General features: G+C 71.1%; 19 protein-coding genes and 1 pseudogene. 9 read left to right on the forward strand and 11 right to left on the reverse strand.

The window, feature by feature from the left end; all coding sequences use genetic code 11:
* Positions 1 to 9: 9 nt before the first annotated feature.
* Positions 10 to 1,062 carry an LCP family protein gene (locus tag ACFYPM_RS29430; protein WP_387203730.1) on the reverse strand — a complete coding sequence of 351 codons (1,053 nt, stop codon included), beginning with the start codon at positions 1,060 to 1,062 and terminating at the stop codon, positions 10 to 12.
* Positions 1,063 to 1,252: 190 nt separating this feature from the next.
* On the opposite strand from ACFYPM_RS29430, the gene ACFYPM_RS29435 reads away from it, so the two are divergent.
* The 6 genes from ACFYPM_RS29435 to ACFYPM_RS29460 all read left to right on the forward strand — a co-directional run bounded on the left by ACFYPM_RS29435 (position 1,253) and on the right by ACFYPM_RS29460 (position 7,110).
* Positions 1,253 to 1,402, forward strand: a complete 150-nt coding sequence (locus ACFYPM_RS29435) for a hypothetical protein (RefSeq protein ID WP_238643682.1) — start codon at positions 1,253 to 1,255, stop codon at positions 1,400 to 1,402.
* On the forward strand, positions 1,399 to 1,941 hold the full coding sequence (locus ACFYPM_RS29440) for a hypothetical protein (protein ID WP_387203733.1): 543 nt from the start codon (positions 1,399 to 1,401) through the stop codon (positions 1,939 to 1,941). The genes ACFYPM_RS29435 and ACFYPM_RS29440 overlap by 4 nt, the downstream gene beginning before the upstream one ends.
* Positions 1,931 to 3,460: a glycosyltransferase gene (locus ACFYPM_RS29445; RefSeq protein WP_387203736.1), complete on the forward strand. Its 1,530-nt coding sequence runs from the start codon at positions 1,931 to 1,933 to the stop codon at positions 3,458 to 3,460. Before ACFYPM_RS29440 ends, ACFYPM_RS29445 begins: the two co-directional genes overlap by 11 nt.
* A gap of 6 nt (positions 3,461 to 3,466) precedes the next feature.
* On the forward strand, positions 3,467 to 4,330 hold the full coding sequence (locus ACFYPM_RS29450) for a choice-of-anchor P family protein (protein ID WP_387203739.1): 864 nt from the start codon (positions 3,467 to 3,469) through the stop codon (positions 4,328 to 4,330).
* Between the two features lie 7 nt (positions 4,331 to 4,337).
* Complete coding sequence (wecB, locus tag ACFYPM_RS29455; RefSeq protein ID WP_387203742.1) at positions 4,338 to 5,498, forward strand: non-hydrolyzing UDP-N-acetylglucosamine 2-epimerase; 1,161 nt, start codon at positions 4,338 to 4,340, stop codon at positions 5,496 to 5,498.
* 127 nt (positions 5,499 to 5,625) lie between these two features.
* The gene (locus ACFYPM_RS29460; protein WP_387203745.1) at positions 5,626 to 7,110 is read left to right on the forward strand and encodes an acyltransferase family protein; all 1,485 of its coding nucleotides are present in this window, start codon (positions 5,626 to 5,628) and stop codon (positions 7,108 to 7,110) included.
* A gap of 353 nt (positions 7,111 to 7,463) precedes the next feature.
* On the opposite strand, the pseudogene ACFYPM_RS29465 reads toward ACFYPM_RS29460, so the two are convergent.
* From ACFYPM_RS29465 to ACFYPM_RS29475, 3 genes and pseudogenes are all read right to left on the reverse strand, one after another.
* Positions 7,464 to 7,814 (reverse strand): annotated as a pseudogene (locus tag ACFYPM_RS29465) (putative sulfate exporter family transporter); the annotation flags it as partial.
* 206 nt (positions 7,815 to 8,020) lie between these two features.
* Positions 8,021 to 8,101: a putative leader peptide gene (locus tag ACFYPM_RS29470; protein WP_387203890.1), complete on the reverse strand. Its 81-nt coding sequence runs from the start codon at positions 8,099 to 8,101 to the stop codon at positions 8,021 to 8,023.
* Positions 8,102 to 8,170: 69 nt separating this feature from the next.
* Positions 8,171 to 8,692 carry a TetR/AcrR family transcriptional regulator gene (locus ACFYPM_RS29475; protein ID WP_387203747.1) on the reverse strand — a complete coding sequence of 174 codons (522 nt, stop codon included), beginning with the start codon at positions 8,690 to 8,692 and terminating at the stop codon, positions 8,171 to 8,173.
* 193 nt (positions 8,693 to 8,885) lie between these two features.
* On the opposite strand from ACFYPM_RS29475, the gene ACFYPM_RS29480 reads away from it, so the two are divergent.
* Complete coding sequence (locus tag ACFYPM_RS29480) at positions 8,886 to 10,067, forward strand: FAD-dependent monooxygenase (RefSeq protein ID WP_387203751.1); 1,182 nt, start codon at positions 8,886 to 8,888, stop codon at positions 10,065 to 10,067.
* Positions 10,068 to 10,161: 94 nt separating this feature from the next.
* Here the strand turns inward: ACFYPM_RS29480 and ACFYPM_RS29485 are convergent, their stop codons facing one another.
* Positions 10,162 to 12,015: an adenylyl cyclase gene (locus tag ACFYPM_RS29485; protein ID WP_387203754.1), complete on the reverse strand. Its 1,854-nt coding sequence runs from the start codon at positions 12,013 to 12,015 to the stop codon at positions 10,162 to 10,164.
* A 175-nt stretch (positions 12,016 to 12,190) separates the two neighbouring features.
* Here ACFYPM_RS29485 and ACFYPM_RS29490 point away from each other — a divergent pair, with 175 nt between their 5' ends.
* Positions 12,191 to 12,670 carry a hypothetical protein gene (locus ACFYPM_RS29490; RefSeq protein WP_387203757.1) on the forward strand — a complete coding sequence of 160 codons (480 nt, stop codon included), beginning with the start codon at positions 12,191 to 12,193 and terminating at the stop codon, positions 12,668 to 12,670.
* Between the two features lie 20 nt (positions 12,671 to 12,690).
* Here ACFYPM_RS29490 and ACFYPM_RS29495 read toward each other — a convergent pair whose 3' ends face one another.
* Together ACFYPM_RS29495 and ACFYPM_RS29500 are read right to left on the reverse strand one after the other, a co-directional pair.
* The gene (locus ACFYPM_RS29495) at positions 12,691 to 13,482 is read right to left on the reverse strand and encodes an inositol monophosphatase family protein (protein ID WP_387203760.1); all 792 of its coding nucleotides are present in this window, start codon (positions 13,480 to 13,482) and stop codon (positions 12,691 to 12,693) included.
* Between the two features lie 284 nt (positions 13,483 to 13,766).
* Positions 13,767 to 14,534 carry an alpha/beta fold hydrolase gene (locus ACFYPM_RS29500; RefSeq protein WP_387203763.1) on the reverse strand — a complete coding sequence of 256 codons (768 nt, stop codon included), beginning with the start codon at positions 14,532 to 14,534 and terminating at the stop codon, positions 13,767 to 13,769.
* A gap of 59 nt (positions 14,535 to 14,593) precedes the next feature.
* Between ACFYPM_RS29500 and ACFYPM_RS29505 the strand changes: the two genes are divergently transcribed.
* A complete protein-coding gene (locus ACFYPM_RS29505) occupies positions 14,594 to 17,635 on the forward strand; it encodes a BTAD domain-containing putative transcriptional regulator (protein WP_387203765.1) in 3,042 nt (1,013 codons plus the stop codon).
* 57 nt (positions 17,636 to 17,692) lie between these two features.
* Here ACFYPM_RS29505 and ACFYPM_RS29510 read toward each other — a convergent pair whose 3' ends face one another.
* The 4 genes from ACFYPM_RS29510 to ACFYPM_RS29525 form a co-directional block, all read right to left on the reverse strand.
* Entirely contained in the window at positions 17,693 to 18,247 is a 555-nt protein-coding gene (locus ACFYPM_RS29510; RefSeq protein ID WP_387203768.1) for a dihydrofolate reductase family protein, read from the reverse strand.
* A 62-nt stretch (positions 18,248 to 18,309) separates the two neighbouring features.
* Positions 18,310 to 18,876 carry a hypothetical protein gene (locus ACFYPM_RS29515; RefSeq protein WP_387203771.1) on the reverse strand — a complete coding sequence of 189 codons (567 nt, stop codon included), beginning with the start codon at positions 18,874 to 18,876 and terminating at the stop codon, positions 18,310 to 18,312.
* A gap of 17 nt (positions 18,877 to 18,893) precedes the next feature.
* On the reverse strand, positions 18,894 to 20,738 hold the full coding sequence (locus tag ACFYPM_RS29520) for a prolyl oligopeptidase family serine peptidase (protein WP_387203774.1): 1,845 nt from the start codon (positions 20,736 to 20,738) through the stop codon (positions 18,894 to 18,896).
* Complete coding sequence (locus ACFYPM_RS29525; RefSeq protein WP_387203777.1) at positions 20,739 to 22,517, reverse strand: N-acetylglutaminylglutamine amidotransferase; 1,779 nt, start codon at positions 22,515 to 22,517, stop codon at positions 20,739 to 20,741.
* Positions 22,518 to 22,562 lie beyond the last annotated feature (45 nt).

Here is a 22,562-nt window from a genome sequence, read left to right on the forward strand (position 1 = left end):
AGCGCCGAATCAGTTGGCCGGCGGCGTCTGCGGGTTGGCCGCGAGCCACTGCGCCACGCGGTCCTCGCGCAGTGCCGTGAAGAGCGCCGGGGCCCGGACCTCGTCCAGCCGCACCGCCGACCCAGCCGGGGTCTGGAGGTTCGGGTCACTGAAGGGGACGGTGACGAACTGGACCGTCTCGGGCTTCACCCGGCGCAGCGCGCGGGCGAGGCCGGCAAGGTCGAGGTCGCGGTCGACGATCAGCGACTCCGCCGCCGTGGTGAGCACTCGGTCGAGTCGGGTCGGGTTGGTGAGCAGACTCGTCGTGGTGACCCGATCGGCGAGGGCACGTACCACCAGCTGCTGGTCGTAGATGCGCCCGAAGTCGCCGCCGGGCACGCCGTGCCGCTGCCGCACCAGGTCGTCGGCCGCCTTGCCGTCGAGGTCGTGACAGCCGGCAGGCCAGGCGACGCCCGTGTCCGAGGACTTGACGGGGTACGGCAGGCAGACGGTGATGCCCTCGACGGCGTCCACGAGTTTGCGGACGGCGGCGAAGTTGGCCACCAGCACTCCGTCCAGTGGCAGGCCGCTGAGCTTGGCGACCGTCTCGGCTGCCAGCGCGGCCCCGCCGAACGCGAACGCGGCGTTGATCTTGTTGGGTCCGCCGGCCCAGGTCTGCCCCGCGGCGGGCACGTCGACGTAACTGTCCCGGGGGATGGAGACGACAGTTGCCGCGTCGCGGGCGGCGTTGACGTGCACCAGCATGATCGTGTCCGAGCGCTGGCCCGGGTAGAGAGCCTGGTCCGGCTCGCCGTCGCGGGAGTCCGAGCCGAGCAGCAGGAGGTTGAGTGGTCCCGCCTCCCACCGGCGCTCGTCGTGGGGGCCGGCACCCGGGCCGAGGATGTCCTCGCGCTGCACCCGGCTCTCGTACCTGTGCTTCAGGCCGAAGCCGACCGTGACGAGGCCCGCACAGAGCACGCCGAACAGAGCGACCAGGGCGACCATGGCCTTCTTCCAACCCGCCATGGCCCGCCACCGCGATGTCGCCGGCGGGACCGTCCGGCGGGGGTTACCGGTCACCATCTTGACCACCTCTGACCAACCTGTCGGGACGCCGGGACCTGTTGCGCGGCAAGGGATGTCGGGGGTGACCGAGGCACACCTCCACGTAAGGAGTATTTAATCACTCTTTAGGGTCTCCATGCCGTTTTATCCTCTTTGCCCTATTCGCCCGATGCCATTCTGGCCTCCGAGTCAGCGAGGAGGTTTGGGCATGTACGGAGTACCCACCAAGGGGCCACACATCGGCGGCGGTCTCGCCGCCACCGGGGTCGCCATTCAGTCGTGGCTGCTGGTCGGCGTCGGGCTGGTCGTGCTGGGTCTGGCGCTGTGGTTCGTCGCCATGTTGGGCCGCGAGCGATGACAGGTTCCCCCCGGGGGGCGTGGCTGCGCGCCAGCGCGGGCATGCTGTTCGGCGTCGCCGTCGCTGCCGCCACCCTGTGGCGCTGGCACGACATCGCCAGCGGCGAGGCGTGGCTGAACGCCAGGCTCGTCGACGCGGTCGGGTTGGCCGACACCAGGTCCATCGGCGCAGCCGTCATCTTCCCGCTCGACGAGCGCTGGGTCGGCTTCATGGTCTCCAGCGGCTGCTCGGTCGCCATGTTGCTGATCCCGCCGATCGTGCTGGCCTCGACGCTCGTCGGGTTCCGGCGCATCTCGATGTCCCGAGGGCTGAACGCCCTGGCGGTGGCGATCGTGCTGCTGGTCACGGTGAACCAGCTCCGACTCGCCGCCGTGGTGGTCTCGATGCAGACCTGGGGCTTCCGGCTCGGCTACGAACGCAGTCACGTGCTGATCGGCTCGGTCATCACGACCGCTGGCCTGATCGCTGTCGCGATCCTCTTCGTGGTCCTGGTCAGCCGCACCAAGCGCATGCGTGGGGCGGTCGCCGGTGTCCACTGAGGCGCAGTCCCTCGCCCTGCTCAACACCGCGGCGTTCCTGCTGTGCGTCAGCTTCTGCGCGTACGTGCTGAGCATCCTGGTGTTCCACCTGAAGAGCCAACGTAGTCGGGGTGGAAGCCCGGACGGCTTCGACTGGCACATCATCGTGCCGTGCCGCAACGAGGCGTCCGTCGTCGGCGCCACGATCCGGCGCCTGCTCACCGACTTTCCGCTCACGACCGTCTGGTGCGTCGACGACGCCTCCGAGGACGGCACCCTCACCGAACTGGCCGCCTTCGCCGACCAACCTCGGGTGCACGTCATCAGGCGTCAACTGCCGGACGCACGGCAGGGCAAGGGCGCCGCGCTCAACGCCGCCTGGCGCGGCATCGAGCAGTGGCTGCCCGCCAACGCCGACCGCACCCGGGTGATCGTCGGCGTCCTCGACGCGGACAGCCGCCTCGACCCGCAGGGTCCCGTCGCCCTCTCCGGCCGGCAGTACTTCGGCGCGCAGGAGGTCGGCGCCGTGCAGGTGGAGGTGCGGATGCTCCAGTGCGCACCACGCCGCTACGCACCGACGACAGAGGTCAGCGGCTGGGGACGGCTCCTGATCCGGCTCCAGGACATGGAGTTCCGGGCACCGATCGCCGCGATGCAGTCACTGCGCCGACGCACCGGCAGCGTCGCGATGGGCGGCAACGGGCAGTTCACCCGACTGTCGCTGCTCAACGAGATCGCCGACGAGCACGGCACACCGTGGCACGGCGCCCTGCTGGAGGACTTCGAACTGGGCCTGCACATTCTGCTGGCCGGCGGGCACACCGAGTACTGCTCGGAGAGCTGGGTGGCCCAGGAGGCACTGACCCGGATCGGACCGCTGGTGCGGCAACGCACCCGCTGGGCGCAGGGATCGATGCAGTGCGGCCGCTACCTGGGCAAGGTGCTGCGCTCACCGCGAATCCGTAACTCGGCGACCCTGGAGATCGCCCACTTCCTGGCCGCACCGTGGACCCAACTGCTCGGTACGCCCGTCTATCTCGCCTGCCTGGTGGTGATGAGCTACTACATCGACAACACAAGCGGTGGGTTGCCGGGCTGGTGGAGCACCGGCGGCTGGGGCGTACCCCCGCTGGTGCTCGTCTTCGGCATCGGGCCGTTCGCCCTGTGGGGCATCGTCTACCGGTCCCGGTGTGAGCCGCAGTTGTCGGTGACCAAGGCGTTGCTGCTCGGCGTCTGCCACTGGCTGTACAGCTACGCCCAGTCGCTCGCGGTCTGGCTGGCCTTCGCCCGCATGGTGACCGCCCGCACCGACTGGCAGAAGACCGCCCGCGCCGCCGATCCGCCGACACCGCCGACTCCGGTCCGGGCCATCGGTCGGGTGTCCGTGCCGGCCCAGCCGAGCCGGGTGCAACCGCCGCGCCGATCGGGCCGTGCCGACCTGCCCCGCTCGATCCGGCCGCCCCGCCACCTGACCCATCTCACGCACCTCACCGCCACCCCCACCACAGACCGCCCCACAATCGCCCACGTCAGAAAGTAGACCTCTATGCCACGAGTTAGATCCGGTCTCGCCCGTACCGCCGCGGTGCTGGCCGGCGGCCTCGCCCTGGCCGTCCTTGCGGCCTCTCCGGCGATGGCCGACACCTCCCAGTCCTCCGCCTCCGCGCTCCAGATCAGCCTGCTCGGTGGTGGCCTCGCCAGCTCCGGCACCGCGTCGGCCACGAACGACGGCACCACCGAGTCGATCTCCGGAAACCAGAATCCCCCGCTGGGTGTGCTCGGTGGGCAGACCGTCATCACCGCAGGCGTGTTGGTCCAGAACGTCCGGGCCTTCAACGACGGCTCCTCGGCGGCCTGCGCGGGCGTGCTGGGCGTGGGCGGCACGGTGACCATTGGTCCCGGCGGGTCGTGCCTCGTCACGCCGGGCGCCGGGGTGTCCCTGGTCCTCGGGACCAGCGGCCTCGCCTCGATCGCCCTGGTGGCGGACGCCATCACCTCGCAGTGCACGGCCACCAGCAGCCCGTCGGCGACGGGCTCGACGAGCCTGGTCAACGCCCGGATCACCTCGACGCTGCTCGGCATCGAGACGACGCTGCTCAGCCTGCCGGTCAACCCGGCGCCGAACACCGGGCTGAACGTTCCGGGACTGCTCAACCTGACCCTCAACGCGCAGTCCAGCTCGGGTGTCGGCCAGCTCAGCGTCACGGCGCTGAACCTGACGGCGCTCGGTGGGGCGTTGGCCGGGGTGACCATCGGCACCTCGAACTGCGGTGCCAACGCGGTCGCACCCCCCATCCCGGTGATCCCGCTCGCCGGGGCACCGATCGCGCTCGGTCTCGGCGCACTCGTGGCCGGCACTGCCGGCGGGTTCTCGCTCTACCAGCGACGCCGCGCGGCCGCCAGGAGCTGACCCCGACATGTGTGCGAGCAGATCGACATCGCGAGAGGTCCTGATCCTGGCCGGCACCAGGCCAGAAGGGGTCAAGACCGCGCCTCTGATCCGCCGTCTCCTCGATGATCCGAGGTTCACGGTGCGGGTGGCGGACACCGGTCAACAGCCGGGGCGCGTCGCTGAGGCCCTCACCCCGTTCGGCCTCCACCCGGAGGTGAGCCTGCGCCCGCAACGGCGCACCGGCTCGCTTGCGGAGCTGGCGGCGGCACTGATCACGGGGGTTGACGAGCTGGTCGCACACCACCGTCCAGCGGCGGTCGTGGTGCAGGGGGACACCACGACCGCCCTGGCCGGCGGAACCGTCGCCTTCTGGCGACGCGTTCCCGTCGTCCACCTGGAGGCCGGGCTACGGACCAACGACCTGGACCGGCCGTTCCCGGAGGAGGCCAACCGGGCCATGCTGGCCCGGATCGCGGCACTGCACCTGGCGCCGACTCCGGCGGCCAGGGCGAACCTCATCGGTGAGGGGATCGCCGCCGCCGCGATCGTGGTGACCGGCAACACCGTCGTGGACGCCCTGCACGACCTCGTCGAGCGAGGCACGGCCCAACCACCGGCCTGGGTCGACCCGACCCGGAAACTGGTGGTGGCCACCGTGCACCGCCGGGAGAACTGGGGTCACGGCGTGGCTGCCACACTCGATGGTCTGCGCCGGTTGGCGCGACAGTGCCCCGACGTCCAGATCGTCCTGGTGGCACATCCCAACCCGCAGGTCAGCGCGGCGGTCACCACGGGTCTCGCGGGTATCGCCAACGCCCGGGTCACCCCAGCGCTGCCCTATCCACAGATGGTCGGGCTGCTGCGGGTCGCCGACCTGGTCGTCACCGACTCGGGTGGTCTTCAGGAGGAGGCCGCCACCCTGGGGGTCCCGTTGCTGGTCACCAGGGACACCACGGAACGGCCGGAGGCCCTGACAGCGGGTCGCGGCGAACTCGTCGGCACCGATCCCGAGCGGCTCGTGTCGGCCGGGCTCCGGCACCTCGCCATCGGGCGCGTCGCCACGGTCGGCTCGCCGTTCGGCGACGGGCGGGCCAGTGAACGCTCGGTCGCCGCCATGGCAAGGTTGTTGAATCTGCCGGCCCGGCGGGTGACGCAACGTCGCCGGCTCACCTCCACCGTGCGCTGAATGCGGACAACAAGGACAATCAACTGTTTCGGGGACAAAGCTCCTTTAGCTCCTGATAATTGGCGTATCGGCAGGCGGTGTTCCGGTCTGTCGGCCCCCACTTATCAGTGATCAGAGGAGTCGTCAGGTGCAGGCGTGGTTCAACGGGCAGCGTTCCCCGACCCTGCAGGGCAGATACTCGGCCCAGCACAACGCTTTCGGCGTGCTCCGCCTGGCGATGGCGTGCGGCGTGATCGTCGCGCACGCCGGCCCGCTGGGCTTCGGTCAGTCGAACGTCGGGGCCGCGACGTTCGGCCGGCAGAGTGACCTCGGCACCCTGTGCCTGTACGGATTCTTCCTGATCTCCGGATACCTCATCACCGACAGCGCGCTGCGTTCCACACTGCGCCAGTACATCCGCGCCCGCCTGCTGCGGGTCTTTCCCGGGCTCTGGGCCTGCCTGCTGGTCACCGCGTTCGTCTTCGCTCCCCTGGCGGCGCTGTACGAGAACGGCAACCTCGACGGATTCTGGGGGCACCCGGAGGGACCCTTCGACTACGTCCTGACGAACTTCGTCGCCTCGATGGAACAGTTCCCCATCTCCGGGCTGCTGGCCGACACCCCGTACGGGCAGCTCGTCGGCGGGCCGAGCGCGTTCGACGGTTCACTGTGGACGTTGCGCTACGACCTGGCCTTCTACGGGATCGTCGGCATCCTCGTGGTGACCTCGGTGCTGCGCAGGGCACCCCGTGCGGTCCTGGTCCTGACCGCCGGCTCGTACGCGCTGATCCTGGCGGACTTCTTCGCCGCACCGACCTGGAGCTCCCGGCCACCGCAGCACGGTGCGATCGGACCCTTCCCGCTGATCGGCGCCTTCGCCGCCGACTGGACCCTGATGCTCGGCTTCCTGTTCCTGCTCGGCGCCGCCGCCCGGCTGTACGCACACCGAATCCCCGTGAACCGGGAACTGGCCGTGTTGGCGGGCGTTGTGCTTGTCGGCTCACTGTGGCTGGGCGGGTTCTTCGCGGTCGGCCTGCCGGCGTTCGCCTACCTGGTCCTGTTCGCGGCGGTCGCGCTGCCGAAGCGGCTGTCCACGATCAGCCGGCGGCACGACTACACGTACGGCATCTACATCTACGGCTTCCCGGTGCAGCAGCTCATCGCCCTGTTCGGCGGCGCCCGCTTCGGGATGGTCGGCTACATCGTGCTGAGCCTGCTCGGCGCCCTGCTCTTCGCCATGGTGTCCTGGCACCTGGTGGAGCGCCCGGCCCTCGACTTCAAGACCGGCAGCGGACGTGCCCGGCACCGGACCACCCGCCGCGCCGCCAACCTCGGCACCCTGCCGATCCCCGGTCCGGCGATCGGCACGGACACCGCATCGCGACCGGACCCGGCCGGCACCGGACCGCGCAGGGCCGGCGCGCGGCACAGCCGATCGACGAAGATCGAACAGCCCGCGACGACCGCGCGTCGTCGCGTCCCCCAGTCCTACGCGGAGGCGCTGCCCTTCCTCGACCTGCCGGAACGGGCCAAGCGGGAAACCCTGTCGGTCCCGGCGAAGAAGCCGACCTCGCATGCCCGATCGGGACGGGCACGCCACGCGCAGCCCGCCCCAACGACACCGCCAGGTTGAGACCGGCGGGGCCGGCGCCGTCCTGGCCCGGCCCCGCCGTCGCACCCCCGTACCGAACGCCTCAACTCAGGCCGAGAAGGTGCGGAACAACAGCGACGCCAGGCCGAGCGCCAACGCCAGGTTGAAGACGGTGGCACTGGCGAACACCGCCACCGGCCGCCCAACCGGCCTCCCGCAACGACGCGACCCGGACCTCCAGGCCGATGCTGACGAAGGCCAGGATCAGGAACCAGACGCGCAGGTCGTTGGCGATGGCGATGGTGGCCTTGCCGTCCGCACCGACCCCAATCGAGGTACCAGGTGGCGATGACCGAGGCGGCGATGAAGCCCAGGACGAACTTCGGAAACCGGGTCCACAACTCGCGCAGGCCCGGCCGTTCCGCGCCGGGCCGCCGCTCCACCCGCAGGGTGAAGTACGCGGTGAGCGCGACCGCGACCACACCCATCAGCGCGTTCTGGGTGACCTTGACGATGCTGGCGATCTGGAGGGCCTCCTCACCGGCGATCGCCCCGGCGGCGGTGACCGCGGCGGTGGTGTCGATGTTGCCGCCGATCCAGGCGCCGGCCACCGCGTCGGACAGCCCGAACACGTCGGCCAGCCAGGGCAGAATGAAGATCGACGGCAGCGCGAAGATGATGACCAGGCTGGCCGTGTAGGCCAGTCCTCGTTGAACGCGAGCCGGGACTCGCCGTCGGTCTCCGATTTGGGCGGTGACGGATCGGTGGTCATGACCTACCTACAGGGGGGTGAACGGTTCCGGCCGTGGCGGGTTCGGTGGGGGCGGGACAGGAAGCGGGTGCGCTGGGCGACCACGCGCAGACCGCCGGGGCCGGTTGGGCCACGGGATGGCGGGTGAGGTGCGGCCGGGGCCGGATGAGGGGTGCGGGTGGCGCCGGCGCTCGTCGGCGGTCAGCGGCCCGGACAGAGCTCGGAGGCGACCCGCATCAGGTCAACGGCCCGACGCGAGGTGAGGATCGGACCAGCCGGCATCCGCCAATTTTCCTACTGTCCCAGTAGGAATTTAAGACTCTCGGCGTGATTGTCCGCCCAGAGGATGACTCAGGGCCTGACCCGCTGCGGGCGAAGCCCGTCCATGATGACCGACACGTAGCTCTCAGCGAGGGCTGGCGATCCCGACTGCGACCTCGCGACCGCGTAGGTCACCTCGCCGATCAGCACGGTGACGACGGAGGCGTCGATGTCGGTGCGAATCGCACCGTCGTCGCGGCCCCTGGTGATCAGGTCGAGCCCGGCGGCGTTCAGGGCGGCCCGTTGCGCGGTCGTCGCCGGCAAGTCCATCTCCCCGAGCCGTTCGCCCATGATCCAGTACCTGGACTGAAACGCGATCACCTCGACGAGGAAGCCGCGAAGAGCTTGTTCGGCATCCGGCTCGAGCAGCGCGTCACGGCCTCGCTGCACGAGTGGTTCGAGCAACTCGGCCACGGCGGCGTCGATGAGCGCCTCCTTGCTGCCGAAGGTGCGAACGACAGTGGCCGCCCCCACCCCCGCTTTCCGCGAGATCGCGTCGACCGTGGGAGTGGCACTCCCCTCGGCGAGGAGCGTCTTCGTCGCGTCCAGCACGCGTTGGCGATTACGGACGGCGTCCGCTCTGCGCCGGGTGACACCGCTCGCGGTCGGGGTTGACATCTGAAACGCTCATTCCATATCGTCATGTGGAACACGTATTTCAGTTAGCCTACGAAACCCCACCGGACCACGCAAGCGGCGCGCCTGCCACTGGCGTGCTCCTCGCTGTGCCACGAAGGAGGAGTCGATGAACCAGCGGATCCTGATCTCCGGCGCCAGCATCGCGGGGCCGACCGTGGCGTTCTGGCTGGCTCGGCACGGCTTTGCGCCCACGGTGGTCGAGCGGGCGCCTCACCTGCGCGAGGGCGGCAACGGCGTCGACCTACGTGGGCAGGCCGTCGACATCGCCGAGCGGATGGGCATCCTGCCGCAGACCCGTGCGGTGGCGGCGGACGTCCTCGGCATGTCCTTTGTGAATGCGGCCAACCGAAGCGTGGCCCGCATCGACATGCAGGCGATCCGGGGCGGAGTTGCCGGCACCGAGGTCGAGATCATGCGCGGCGATTTGGCGGCCATCCTGTACGAGACGACCAAGGACGACGTCGAGTACGTCTTCGGTGATTCGATCCGCACCATGGAGCAGGACGACGACGGCGTGACCGTCACCTTCGCGCACGGTCCGACCCGCCGGTTCGACCTGGTCCTCGGTGCCGACGGCACGCACTCGACGGTGCGACATCTGGCCTTCGGCCCGGAGTCGGAGTTCCTTACCCACCTGGGCCACTACTTCGCGTCCGCCAACGCGGACCCGGGCCTGGGTGAGCAGCGGTGGGTGACGCTCTACAACCAGCCGGGCAGGGTGGCCGGGATCTACCGCTCAGGCACCCACGCCGGGGCGAAGGTGAACTTCCTCTTCCGCAGCAGGCCGCTGACGTACGACTACCGGGATGTCGAGCAGCAGAAGCGGCTGCTGAGCGAGGCGTTCGAGGGCCTGCCATGGGTCGTACCGGAACTCCTCGCGGGCGCACTCGCCGATCCTGACTTCTACTTCGACGCGCTGAGCCAGGTGCGGATGGGGTCGTGGTCGTCCGGGCGGGTGGCGCTTGTCGGAGACGCCGCGCACTGTGCATCACCGGCGGCGGGTGCCGGGGCGACGCTGTCGCTCATCGGCGCCTACCGACTTGCGGGCGAGTTGTCGTCAGCTGGCGGGGATCATCGGATCGCGTTTCGGCGCTACGAGCAGGGCCATCGAAAGATGGTCGAGCGAAGTCAGTCGAGCCTCTTCATCGGTATGATCGCGCCGAAGAGCCGCCCGGGCATCTGGGCTCGAAACACGATGGCCCAACTGCCGCTGCTCGCAGCCATGGCCGCGGTGGAGCGCCGCCTACAGCCCAGAGCCCTGCCGCTGCCGGACTACGAGTCGAGCTAGTCGACCGCTCGGACCGGCGAGCCAGGCCGTAGCGGATCAGCCCATCGGGGCCGGAGCCGTGCCGGCTCCGGCCCCGTCGGTGCGCCCGAGTTCCCTACGGAGTCGGATACTGCGCGAGGTAGACCGGCGCGCCGACCTTTGTCATGTCGGCCGCCGCCCCGACGCCGTTGACCACCTGGTCGATCGTTCCGGCACTGAGGTTGACGGTCATGATGTGGTGCAGCCGCACACCCGGACGGTTCGGGACCTCGAACCCGTTCTCGGTGTGGATCGACGGGTTGTTCTGGTTGAAGACGTACACCCCGCCGCCGTACAGGGTGTGGTGCCGCACCCGGTCAGCGACCTTGTACCCGGCCCAGCCCTCGACCGCGCCGTTCATCCAGTCGGCCTGCGTCGGCGGGTCGTACGGCAGCTCGTTCTGGTAGAGGATCGTGGTGCCGTGTTCGCCGTTCCAGACCGTGTTGTACCGCTGGAAGTGCTCGACGAAGAGGCCGGTCGCGGTCACGTGGTCGCCGTTGATGACGGCGCCGTAGCGACCGGTGTTGGTGCGCCACCGGTCGGTGTCCCCGTTGACGCCCTCGGTGAAGCCCTCCACGCCGTGGTCCCCGCGCCAGACCCAGGTGTGGTCGATCAGCACGTTGTCGCTGTTGATCTCCAGCGCGGTGTTCGCCCGCCCGATGTGCGGGCCGCCGACCCGGAAGTACACATCGGACAGGGTGGTGGGGTCGGTCGGGCTGCTGGCGTGGTGACCGTGCTGGCGACCCACCCGCAGCAGGACCGGCGACTCGACCGGGCCCGCGTCGATCGTGACGCCCGCGACGATCACTCCGGGGACGCCGGCGACGTCGAGCGGGATGGCGCCGTTCACCGCGGTGAGCGTCGCATGGCCGATCCCGAGCACCACGGTGCCGGGTCGCCGGACCTCGATGCTACGGGCGATGTCGTACAAGCCGGGCGTGAGCAGCAGGTGCTTGCCGCGTGCGAGGTGGCTGTTGATGACGCGCACCGAGTCGGTCGGCTTGGCGATGAAGAAGTCGCCGATGCCGAGGGTCCGCCCCGGCGTCATACCGTCGGCCCAGGAGACTCCCCGACTGTCGCGCTGCGCGGCGGGCACCCGCACCTGGTAGCGACCCTTTGCGTCGACGAAGAGGTACGGCTTCTCCCGACTGAGCGGGGTGGTCTCCAGGGTGGTGTAGGGCGGGTCGGGGAACGTGGCGTCGTCCGGCGCGCCCTCGACGCCCGCGAAGACCTGGTTCCACACCGCGTTGGACCAGCCGCCGACCTCGCTGTTGCGGGTCAGCCACTGCTGCTGTGAGCCGTTCGTGGTGGCCGGCAGCCGCGAGTCGGCGATGAACTCGCCACTGGCGTACCGCGGCTCGGCGGTGCAATAGTCCATCAGCGACAGACCGCCGCCGTCGATATTCAGCCGGCGCATCGACACCGCCTGCGACACCGCCCAGAAGTTCGCGGTCGAGCGGCAGTCGTCCTGGCCGGCGGCGTTGATGGTGAGCGACAGGTTGGACAGGGTGCGCCAGAAGTTGACCAGGGCGAGGCAGTTGCCGGTGCCGCCGTCGGCCAGACAGCGGTTGTAGACCTCGAGTTTGCCGTTGACGGTGACGTCGGTGGGCGAGGCGCCCAGGCCGGAGACCTCGGTGTAGTAGCCGACCCTGGCCTGCAACGGCTGCTCGGCAGTGCCGTACGTGCCCGGCTTGAACAGGTACGCGTGCCGCTCGGTGCCCATCTCGTTGTCGACCTGCCGGCCGTGCGCGGCGTTCAGGGTCTGCTGGATCTCGCCGACCGGCATGCTCGGGTCGAAGATCGTCACGTTCGGGCCGAAGTCGGGTGCGCCGTGCGTGGGGCGACCGGCGGTGGCGGCCGTGCTCGTCGTCACGACCGCGGTGGTCACCAGCAGGGCAAGCAGGAGGGTACGTCGGGACGGGTTTGTCATGTGGTTCGTCCTCTCCGCTGGCCGGAGGCGTACCACCGGCACAGCTGGGGGCGGTGAGAGCGCTCTCTGACGGGTAGACATGTTTCTACCCGTTCGATCGACCAGACGCTATGACCGCGGGCGGCGAACTTCGGGAACGACGGGTGAGAATGGAGGCCGACGCGAGGAGTCGCTGATGGCTATCGACTCGTTGCCCCACCTGGACGAACATTCCACTCTCATCGCGGCGGACACCGACCGGATCTGGCCGCACCTGACCGACGTCGTCGAGAGGTCCTTCGCAGCGCCGGGGATGACCGGGTACGCCCGGCTGGTGAGCGCCGCCGATCCCGTCTCGTCCGGGCCACGACCACTCGCCGCCGGCTCGACGTTCCCCGGGTTCCGGGTGACCAGCGCGGTCCCCGGTGAGGAACTGGCACTGCGCGGCAGCCACCGGTTCTCGACCTACGCGCTGATCTTCCGCCTCACACCAATCGAGCCGGGCCGATCCCGGCTACGAGCCGAGACGCGCGCCGTCTTCGCCGGCCTGACCGGCGGCCTCTACCGGCAGATCCTGCTGACCTCCGGCGGTCACGTGATCGGCGTCCGACGCATCCTCGCGACCATCCGCCGCCGATCCGAACAAGATCCCCGGGTCCACGCCGGCGGTCCGTGATCCGGACCGCACATCGACACTCAGTACGCCAGCACTGGCGCAAGCATGTCCAACAGTGCCTGGTGGTGGCGGCCGGTGCTGAGCAGCGCCGTTCCGTTCCCGGCGAGAAGTGGGCCGCCGCGAAGGTCGGTCGCTCTACCGCCAGCCTCCTCGAGAATCACTGGTAGGGGCGCGAGGTCTTCGTAACCCATTTCGGAGCCGGCGATCACCACGGCGTCCACCAATCCGGTCAACAGGCCACCGATGCCACCCAGATGGCCGGTGATCCGGGTGTGGCGATGCAGCGTGAGCAGGAGATCAGCGGGCCAGCCAGCCGGATTGACGAGTTCCACCCGGGCTGTGGCCAACTCGGGGTTGTCCCGCAGCACCGGTGCCATATCTGTGCCGTCAGTACGGACACGGCAACCTCGGCCACGGCCTGCGTAGATGAGCTGCCGAGCCACCGGCTGATTGATCACGGCAAGAGCGGTGCCATGCTGATCCTCAAGGGCAAGGTTCGTACCGAAGATGGGGATGCGGTGCGCGAAGTACCTGGTGCCGTCGATCGGGTCGATGACCCACCGCCGGCCCGACGTGCCAGCCGTGGCACCGGTCTCCTCGCCGTATATTCCGTCAGCGGGAAACCGGTCTGCCAGCTCACCGCAGATCAACGCCTCGACGGCTAAGTCAGCTTCGGTGACCTCGGTCCCATCCGCTTTGATCGCGGTCGCGAAGTCCGCCGCGAAGAACCGCTCGGCAGCCAGGCTGCCCGCTCGTTCGGACAAGCCGATCGCGAACTCCAACAGACATGAATCAACCCGGGGCACATTCATCGGTGCACGGTAACCGCTTGATCGAGAAGTCCACGTCGGAGCAGACAGCAGCCCCGCCCCGCCCCCGCGCCGCTGCCCGCGATCGGTGGATCCCGCGGCTCTTGCGGCTTGTGTGGTCGCAGGAAGCGCAAGATCGCGAGGTGGGCGAGGACGCCACGGCACCATTGCCAGTTGACACCGATCCGACTGGGCAACTCTCCGACAGCAGTCGCTGGCGAGCCATCGGCAAGCCGCTCCTCACGGTCGGCGGCGGACAAGCCGGGGAGGGCGACGGATCGAGGGGTCTAACCGATCGACCCGGCTTCGGTCAGGAACTCGTCGATCATCGGGGCCAGCCAGTCGGCGCGCTGCGGGATCGAGGTGTGCGTGGTGCCGGGCAGGATGGCCAGCCGGCACGCCGGCAGACCGGTCAGGTCGCCGGGCACCGCGCCGCCGAGCAGTCGGAACATCAGCACCGCGTGCTCCGGCTGGACGATGTCCGAGTCGGCCAGCACGATCATGGTCGGTGCGGCCAGCGCACGGATCTGCTCGGGCGTCCACTGCGGCAGGTTCGCGTCCAGCACCTTCATCTTGGTGACCAGGTTGGCCCATCCCACCGGGTCCGGCGCGGTCCGCAGGTACTCCTCGTGGAACTCCGATCCGTGCAGGTGCTCGGGTTGCAGGTCCTGGATCCCGTCCAGGAGCCCGGGGTGCAGGCCGTCGTCGTCGAAGCTCACCGAGGCGAGCACCAGCCGCCCGACCCGGTCGGGGTGATCGGTGCCGAGGCGCAGCGCGACCGCCGCGCCCATGCTCCAGCCGAACACGTCCGCCCGCGCGACGCCCAGCCGGTCGAGCAACTCCACCACGTCGGCGGCGAAGTGCTCCACGGTCAGCGGGCGGTCCACGTCGGGAGTGCGGCCGTGGGCCTGCAGCTCGACGGCGATGACCGGTCGGGTCTTCGCCAGGAGCGGCAGGATCGCGCCGAACGAGGTGCCGATGCCGGAGAGCGCTCCGTGGATCAGCACCAGGGGGCGGCCCGCCCCGTGGCCGTGTGCTTCGGAATAGATGTCCATGGCCACACGGTGCGCCGACGCGCTTACGGTTGGCTTCCGGTCGCCTTACCGACGCTAAGATGACCGCCGTGCAGTTCGGGGTGCTTGGGCCGCTCGCCGTGGCCACGGACGACGGCGAGCCGGTGGTGGTGCCCGGCGCGAAGGTGCGCGCGTTGTTGGCCGACCTGCTGGCCAACCGCAATCAGGTCGTGTCGGCGGACCGCCTCGTCGACGACCTGTGGGGTGCGGACGCCCCCGCCAACCCGCTCGGCGCTCTCCAGGTGCGGGTGTCCCAGTTGCGCAAGGCGCTCAACGACGCCGAGCCGGGCGCCCGCGAGGTGGTCGAGTCCCGACCGCCCGGCTACCTGCTGCGCACCGCCACCGTCGACGCCGACCGGTTCGCCGAGTTGGCCCGCAGCAGCGACGCCGACCGGTTGGCCGAGGCGCTCGGGCTGTGGCGCGGCGAGGCGTACGCCGATGTGGCCGACGCCGAGTTCGTCCGCGCCGAGGCGGGCCGCCTCGCCGAGCAGCGCCTCGCCGTGCACGAACGGCTGGCCGAGGCCCGCCTGGCCCGGGGTGAGCACGACCTGGTCGCGGCCGACCTCGCCGAGTTGGTCGCCCGGCATCCGCTGCGCGAGGGCCTACGCGCCGTGCAACTACGCGCGCTGTACGCGGCTGGGCGTCAGTCCGAGGCGTTGGACAGCTATGCCGACCTGCGCGAGCGGCTCGCCGAGGAGTTGGGCCTCGACCCGGGGCCGGAGCTGGTCGCCCTGCACCGCAGGATCCTCGAACAGGACGCCGGCCTGAGCGCACCGCCGAAGACCGCGCTCATCCGCAACAGCCTGCCGGCCCAGCTCGACGAACTGGTCGGCAGGGCCGAGGCGCTGGCCGAGCTGCGGACGCTGCTGCCCCGGCAACGGCTGGTCACACTCGTCGGGCCGGGCGGGGTCGGCAAGACGCGCCTGGCCACCGAGACGGCCCGGACCCAGTCGTTCCCGGACGGCGTCCAGCTGGTGGAGCTGGCCCCGCTGTCGGCCGGCGACCCGCGCGTCGCCGAGCAGGTGCTCGCGGTGCTGGGCGCCCACGAGGCCGCCGGCACGAGCCTGTCGGCCAGCGACCGCCTGGTCACGGCCCTGCAACACCGGCACCTACTTCTCGTCCTGGACAACTGCGAACACGTGGTCGAGCCGGCCGCCGAGCTGGTCGCCCGACTGCTGCGCGACGTGCCCGGGGTGAGCGTGCTGGCCACCAGCAGGGAGCCACTCGGGTTGACCGGCGAGCTGCTCTGGGACGTACCCCCGCTGCCCGTGCCGGTCGACGGTGACCTCGACGCGGTCCGGCGCTCGGCGGCGGCCCGGTTGTTCGCCGCCCGCGCCGCCGCGCAGCAGCGCGGCTTCCGGCTCGACGAGCAGACCGCGCCGGCGGTGGCGCAGCTCTGTCGCCGCCTCGACGGGCTGCCGCTGGCCCTGGAGTTGGCCGCGACCCGGGTCCGCACCCTCGGTGTGCGGGGTGTGGTGGACCGGCTCGATGATCGTTTCCGGTTGCTCAGCACCGCCCAACGGGACGTGCCGACCCGGCAGCGGACCCTGACCGCCGTGATCGGCTGGAGCTGGGACCTCCTCGACGCGCCCGACCGGGAGGTGCTGGCCCGGTTGGCGGTGTTCCGCGACGGCTGCACCCCGCAGGCCGCCGAGCACGTCTGCCGCACCGACCTGGACACCCTCGCGCGGCTGGTGGACCGGTCGCTGGTGGTGCTCGACGACTCCGGCGCGGAGCCGCGCTACCGGCTGCTCGAGTCGGTAGCCGCGTTCGGTCTGGACCGGCTGACCGACGCCGAGGAGGTACGCGCGCGGCACGCCGCCTACTTCACCGAGCTGGCCGAACGCGCCGACCCTGAGCTGCGCGGCGCCGACCAGAAGCGGTGGCTGGCCCTGCTGGACGCGGAGACGGCGAACCTGCGCCCGGCACTCGTTCACGGTGGCGGGCTGCGGTTGGCCATCGCCCTGAGCTGGTACTGGTATCTGCGCGGCCGGCTCACCGAGGCACGGCAGGCCCTGACCGCGCCCGGTGACCCGGGACAGGAGACGCGCGCAGCCCCCTGGCGGGTCGGCTTCGCCCTGTCGCAGGGCGAGGTGATCGCACCCGACGACGTACGCGCCGCGGTGGCGGTCGACCCGGGTGGACACGCCGCCTGGTTCGCGGCCAACGCGGTGATCGAGCACGGCGACCTGGCCCTGGCGTCGGAGCTGCTGCCCACCGCTCCCGTCGACAGGTGGACCGAGGCGGCGGTGCTCACCTCCCTGGCCCACCTCGCGCACGCGGGCGGTGACCAGGCCACCCTGGAACGCACCGCGACCCGCAGCGCGGCACTGTTCGCCGACCTCGGCGACCGGTGGGGTCGACTCCGGGCGACCGAGTGGGTGGGTGGGCTCGCCGACATGCGCGGCGAGCACGAGCGCGCCGCCGCGCTGCACCGGGAGGGGCTGCGCTGGGCGGAGGAGTTGGCGCTCTGGCCGCAGGTCTGTGCGGAGCTGTCCTGGTTGGCCTGGCTCGCCGTGCAGACCCGCGACTACGCCCAGGGTCGGGAGCTGGCCGAACGCGCGTACGAGCTGGCGGTGGACCAGGGCTCGCCCGGTGCGGTGATCTTCGCGGAGATGAGCCTCGGGATGGCCGCCCGCCGCGACGGCAAGCTCGACCTGGCCGTCACCCACCTCACCCGACTCGTCGACCTGGGCCGCAGCGAGACACAGCCGGCGCTCTACCTGCCCATGGTCCTGGTCGAGCTGGGCTACGCCGTCGAGCAGGGCGGCGACCCGGACGCGGCGCTGGCCCTGCACATCGAGGCGTTCGAGGCCGCCGAGGCGATGGCGACGATGCGCGACGCGGTCGGCCCCCTGGAGGGGATGGCGGCGGCGGCAGACTCCCCCGAGGTCGCCGCCCGGCTGCTGGGCGCCGCGGCCGCCGCCCGGCTCGCCGCGCAGTCCCCCGCCGCGCCGGCCGAACGCGACGACACCGACCGGACGACCGCTCGGCTGCGGGCCGAACTGGGGCCGCAACGGTTCGACGCGCTGCTCGCCGAGGGCGCGAAGCTGAGCCCGAGCGAGGCCCGGGCTCAGCTCTGACCCGCGCCCCCGGCCGCGGCGGGCGGTTCGGCGGGCGACAGCGGGCGAACGCGCCCGTCAGGCCGGCGTCTTCGGCGCGTACGAGGCGACGATCACGCCACTCTTGTGCACCCGCGTGTCGACCAGGTCGAACGATGCCTTGAAATCGGAGAGCGCCACCGTCAGGTTGTCGCCGCCCTCCAACACCGGGTGGATCCAGAACCGGACCTCGTCCACCAGACCCGCCCTGATCAGTTTGGCGGTGACCGACCCGAAGCCGTACTGGATGATGTTCTTGCCCTCCTGGGCCTTGAGGGCGGTGACCGCCTCGACCAGGTCGCCCTGGAGCACCTCCGTGTTGTTCCAGGTGGGGTCGGTCAGGGTGGTCGAGGCGACGTACTTCTTGACGTTGTTGAAGAACGCGGCGCCCGTGGTCGGGTCGCTCTCGTCCATGTTCGGCCACGCGGCGGAGAAGCCGTCGTAGGTGGCCCGGCCCATCAGCATCGCGTCGGCCTCGGTGGTCTGCGCCCCGGCGAGGCTGGCGGCCTCCTCGTCGAAGTACGGCATGGTCCACATCGGGTTGTCGATGACGCCGTCGAGGGTGATGTAGGTCGAGTTGATGAGCTTGCGCATCGGAATTCTCCTGGGTTTGTGTCGTGCTCTCCGGTGACACCCAGAACTCTGCCGATCCGCGCTTACGATTCGCTTCCGACGCCCTTACCGGCGTCCGCGTCCGGGTCGGTCAGTGGGATGGGCAGCGCCTGCGCGGCCACCGTGCCACCGCCGGTCGAGTGCGCCGGCGCGGGGCGGTCCCCGCCGCGGCTGTGCAGCCGTCCGCGCCCGGCGGGACCGGCCCGACGGGTCACCTCGACGGTCACCATCCGCACCGGCGGTGGCGGCGCGGTGAACCGTCCGACCCCCCACCGCACCCAGATCGGGATGCGACCGGCGTCCGCCTCGGCGTGCAGCTTCTGCACCGTACGGGCGCGGTCGGTGTGGTCGACCTCCACCACGACCGGCGGGCCGTCCGGGCGGGCACACGCCACGTCGAGGACCGAGTGCCGCTGCCCCATCGGCGGCGGCAACGGCAACACGCTCGGCGCCCGCCGGTAGACCCGCCAGCCCTGCGCCTCGGCCCACCGCACCACCGAGTCGATCACCCGGGCGGTGACCGCGTCCGCGTCCAGGTCGACGAAGGTCAGCTCGGCCAACCAGCGACCCAGGTCCGCGGCCAACCACTCGCCCTGCGTCGTGACCTCCACCGGCGCAGGATAACGCCTCAGCCCACGGTGGCCGTGGTCGCGGCGAGGTGCCGGGTCAGCCAGGCGGTGGTGGCCGTCCGGGCCGCCTCCTGGTTGGTCCGCGCCAGAAAGTCGTGCCCCTCGCCGGTGAGCACCAGGTGCCCGTGCGGCACGTCCCGGGCGGCGAGGGCCCGCGCCACCTGCGCCGACTCGCCGGCCGGCACGTTCGTGTCGTTCGCGCCGTGGATGAGCAGCACCGGCACGTCCAGCCGGTCGATGTGGGTCAGCGGCGACAGGTCCCGCAGCAGCTCCGCGTCTCGCTGCGGGTCGCCGTACTTGCTGACGGCGGCGGCGGCGATCCACGGTTCGGTGCCGGCGTAGAAGGTGTGGAAGTCGGAGATGCCGCACTCGGCGACCCCGGCGGCGAACAGCCCGGGGAAGTTCACCAGCACCGCGAGGACCAGGTAACCGCCGTAGGAACGGCCCAGACAGCCGAGCTGGCCGGGCCGGGCGACGCCGGCGTCGACGAGGAACTCGGCGCAGGCCGCGACGTCGGCGATCGCACCGTAGCGGCCGGCGAGGTTGTCGGCGGCGACGAAGGAGCGGCCGAACCCGGACGACCCGCGGACGTTTGGCGCGAACACCGCGACGCCCTGCGCCACGAGGGCCTGGAACAGTGGGTTGTAGCCGGGGCGCTCCTGCGCCTCCGGGCCGCCGTGCAGGCTGATCGCGGTCGGCCAGGGACCCGGGCCGGCCGGGCGGTAGAGCCAGCCGGAGAGCGGCAACCCGTCCTGGGCGCGCAGGTCGACAAGTTGTGGCGCGACCCCGCCGCCGCTCGTGCCGGTGGGCGGGGCGCTCGGCCGCAACGGACGCAGCGCGCCGGACGACGGGTCGACGAGCCAGACCTCCCGGGGCTGCACCGGCCCCTGCGCGGTCAGGCAGAGCAGGTCGCCGCCGGCGGCGAACACGGCGTCGTCGAGCACCTCCCCGGGGGCGCCGGCGGCCCGCTGCACGCCGTCGGTGAGGTCGAGCAGGCTCAGCTCGCTGCGCCCGCCGTAGGTGTTCCACAGCAGCGCGACACGGTGCCCGTCCGTGCTGTGCGCGGCGTGCTCCAACTCGGCGTCCGGTCGCCCGGCGAGCCGGGTCGGCGTCCGCTCCGGTCGGGTCAGGTCGACCCGTACCAGCGCGGCCAGCTCCGAGAACGCGTCGGTACGGGCCAGCACGCTCGTGCCGTCCGGGCCGAACCAGCCCTGGTCGGTGCTGCCCTGGCCGGTGTCCGGGAACAACCGCAGCTGTTCGCCCGTCGCCACGTCGAGCAGCTCCAACCACCGGGCGTTGCGGGGGCCACGGCGCAGCAGCGCGGTGCCGGCGTCCGGGGTCACGTCCAGGAGCGTGAGCAGATCACCCTCGGCGAGCACCCGCCGGCGCCCGGTGCCCGCGTCGACCAGGACGGCCCGGCCCCGCTCGTCGGTCTCGGTGACCATCAGGACCGCGCCGTCGGGCAGCCAGCCGGCCAGCGCGGCGCTGCGCCTGCCGAACCCGGCGACCTGCCGGCGTCGCGAACCGTCCGGGCGCAGCACCCACAGCTCGGTGCGGGGCGCACCACCGGGGGCGACGACGCAGGCCAGCCACCGCCCGTCCGGGGACCAGCTCAGCGCCAGCACCGGCTCGTCACCGGTGGGCAGCGCGACGGCCTCGGCGGTGTCGACGTCGCGGACCCAGACTCGTGGGCTGCCGCCCTGGTCGGAGAGGAACGCCACCCGACGGCCGTCGGGCGACGGCGCGGGGCGGTACTCCTCGCCCACGGGCACCGGCACCGCCGGCCGAGGGCTGGCGGGTCGGTTCCGAAGGACGGTACGCGGCACCTCGGTCCGAACGATCATCTAAACCCCGATCCGCTGCAACCAGAGCTCCAGCAGCCCGAGCTGCCAGAGCGCGTTGGAGCCCAGCGTGGTCCGCCGGGTGTTCGGCGCGTCCAGCAACTCCTCCAGGTAGTCCTTGCGGAACAGCCCCCGCTCGCGCGCCGGCTGGGCGGTCAGCGCGTCCCGGACGTCGTCGAGCAGCGGCCCGGAGAGGTGCCGGATGGCGGGGACCGGGAAGTAGCCCTTCGGTCGGTCGATCACCTCGTCCGGGACGATGCCCCGGCTCGCCGCCTTGAGCACGCCCTTGCCACCCTGGGCCAGCTTCAGCGCGGGTGGGCAGGCGGCGGCCAGCTCGACCACCTCGTGGTCGAGGAACGGCACGCGCGCCTCCAATCCCCAGGCCATCGTCATGTTGTCGACCCGTTTGACCGGATCGTCGACGAGCATCACCAGGCTGTCCTGGCGCAGCGCCGCGTCCAGCGCGGTGTCCGCGCCGGGCGCGCCGAAGTGGGCGGCGACGAACTCCAGGCTCGCGTCGTGGTCGAGCATCCACTCGGGTGCCAGGTGCCCGCCGAGCGCGTCGTGCCGACGGTCGAAGAACACCCGGGCGTACGCCTCGACGGCGTCCGCGCGGGCCACGTTCGCCATCGGCGGGTACCAGTCGTAGCCGGCCAGGATCTCGTCGGCGCCCTGCCCGGACTGCACCACCGTGATGCGCTGCGAGACCTCCTCGGAGAGCAGGTGGAACGCGACGCAGTCGTGGCTGACCATCGGCTCGCTCATCGCCGCGATGGCGGCGTGCACGGCGGGGACGAACCGGCTGGCACCGATGCGGATCTGCTGGTGGTCGGTGTCGAAGTGGCGGGCCACCAGGTCGGAGTAGTGGAACTCGTCGCCGCTCTCCCCCGCCGCCGCCTCGAACCCGATGCTGAAGGTGGCCAGTCCGGTCTGGCCCTGCTCGGCCAGCAACGCGACGATCAGGCTGGAGTCGAGCCCGCCGGAGAGCAGCACCCCGACCGGCACGTCGGCGACCATCCGTCGGCGTACGGCGGTGCGCAACGCCGCCATGAGTCGCTCCTGCCACTCGTCGGCGGACATCGGGTCGGCCGCCGCACGGTTGAACTCCGGCTTCCAGTAGAGCGTGTCGGTGCTCCGACCGTCCGCGGTGATCACCCGCACGGTGGCCGGTGGGAGCTTGCGGACCCCGGCGAGGATCGTGCGCGGCGGGGGCACCACCGAGTGAAAGGTCATGTAGTGGTGCAGCGCCACCGGGTCGAGGTCGGTGTCCACGTCGCCGGCGGCGAGCAACGCCGGCAGGGTCGAGGCGAAGCGGACCCGTCCCGGCCCCTCGGACAGGTAGAGCGGCTTGATGCCGAGCCGGTCGCGGGCCAGCACCAGGGTGTGCGTGGCCAGCTCGACCAGGGCGAACGCGAACATGCCGTAGAACCGTTCGACGCAGGCCGTCCCCCACCTGTGGTACGCCTTGAGGATCACCTCGGTGTCGGAGGTCGACCGGAAGGAGTAGCCGAGGCTGATCAGCTCGTCGCGCAGCTCCCGGTAGTTGTAAATGCAACCGTTGAAGACCAGGGCCAGGCCCAGTTCGGGGTCGACCATCGGCTGGGCGCCGGCGTCGGAGAGGTCGATGATGCGCAACCGGCGGTGCACCAGAGCCGCCGGACCGTGCTGCCACCGACCCGCGCCGTCCGGGCCTCGGGCGCTCAGAACGGGAAGCATCCGCTCGACGGCGGCCACGTCCGGTGGCGCCCCGTCGAGGCGTAGCTCGCCTCCGATACCGCACATGGCACTCACCTCTCATCGGCTCGGATCCGCTCGGGCCGCTGACCG

The organism is Micromonospora sp. NPDC005203, from assembly GCF_042872705.1.
Taxonomy (GTDB): Bacteria; Actinomycetota; Actinomycetes; order Mycobacteriales; family Micromonosporaceae; genus Micromonospora.

Coding starts and splice junctions, on each gene's coding strand:
- ACFYPM_RS29430 (WP_387203730.1), bottom strand. CDS start 1,062: ATGGTGACCGGTAACCCCCGCCGGACGGTCCCGCCGGCGACATCGCGG.
- ACFYPM_RS29435 (WP_238643682.1), top strand. CDS start 1,253: ATGTACGGAGTACCCACCAAGGGGCCACACATCGGCGGCGGTCTCGCC.
- ACFYPM_RS29440 (WP_387203733.1), top strand. CDS start 1,399: ATGACAGGTTCCCCCCGGGGGGCGTGGCTGCGCGCCAGCGCGGGCATG.
- ACFYPM_RS29450 (WP_387203739.1), top strand. CDS start 3,467: ATGCCACGAGTTAGATCCGGTCTCGCCCGTACCGCCGCGGTGCTGGCC.
- wecB (WP_387203742.1), top strand. CDS start 4,338: ATGTGTGCGAGCAGATCGACATCGCGAGAGGTCCTGATCCTGGCCGGC.
- ACFYPM_RS29470 (WP_387203890.1), bottom strand. CDS start 8,101: ATGCCGGCTGGTCCGATCCTCACCTCGCGTCGGGCCGTTGACCTGATG.
- ACFYPM_RS29480 (WP_387203751.1), top strand. CDS start 8,886: ATGAACCAGCGGATCCTGATCTCCGGCGCCAGCATCGCGGGGCCGACC.
- ACFYPM_RS29485 (WP_387203754.1), bottom strand. CDS start 12,015: ATGACAAACCCGTCCCGACGTACCCTCCTGCTTGCCCTGCTGGTGACC.
- ACFYPM_RS29490 (WP_387203757.1), top strand. CDS start 12,191: ATGGCTATCGACTCGTTGCCCCACCTGGACGAACATTCCACTCTCATC.
- ACFYPM_RS29495 (WP_387203760.1), bottom strand. CDS start 13,482: ATGAATGTGCCCCGGGTTGATTCATGTCTGTTGGAGTTCGCGATCGGC.
- ACFYPM_RS29500 (WP_387203763.1), bottom strand. CDS start 14,534: ATGGACATCTATTCCGAAGCACACGGCCACGGGGCGGGCCGCCCCCTG.
- ACFYPM_RS29505 (WP_387203765.1), top strand. CDS start 14,594: ATGACCGCCGTGCAGTTCGGGGTGCTTGGGCCGCTCGCCGTGGCCACG.
- ACFYPM_RS29510 (WP_387203768.1), bottom strand. CDS start 18,247: ATGCGCAAGCTCATCAACTCGACCTACATCACCCTCGACGGCGTCATC.
- ACFYPM_RS29520 (WP_387203774.1), bottom strand. CDS start 20,738: ATGATCGTTCGGACCGAGGTGCCGCGTACCGTCCTTCGGAACCGACCC.
- ACFYPM_RS29525 (WP_387203777.1), bottom strand. CDS start 22,517: ATGTGCGGTATCGGAGGCGAGCTACGCCTCGACGGGGCGCCACCGGAC.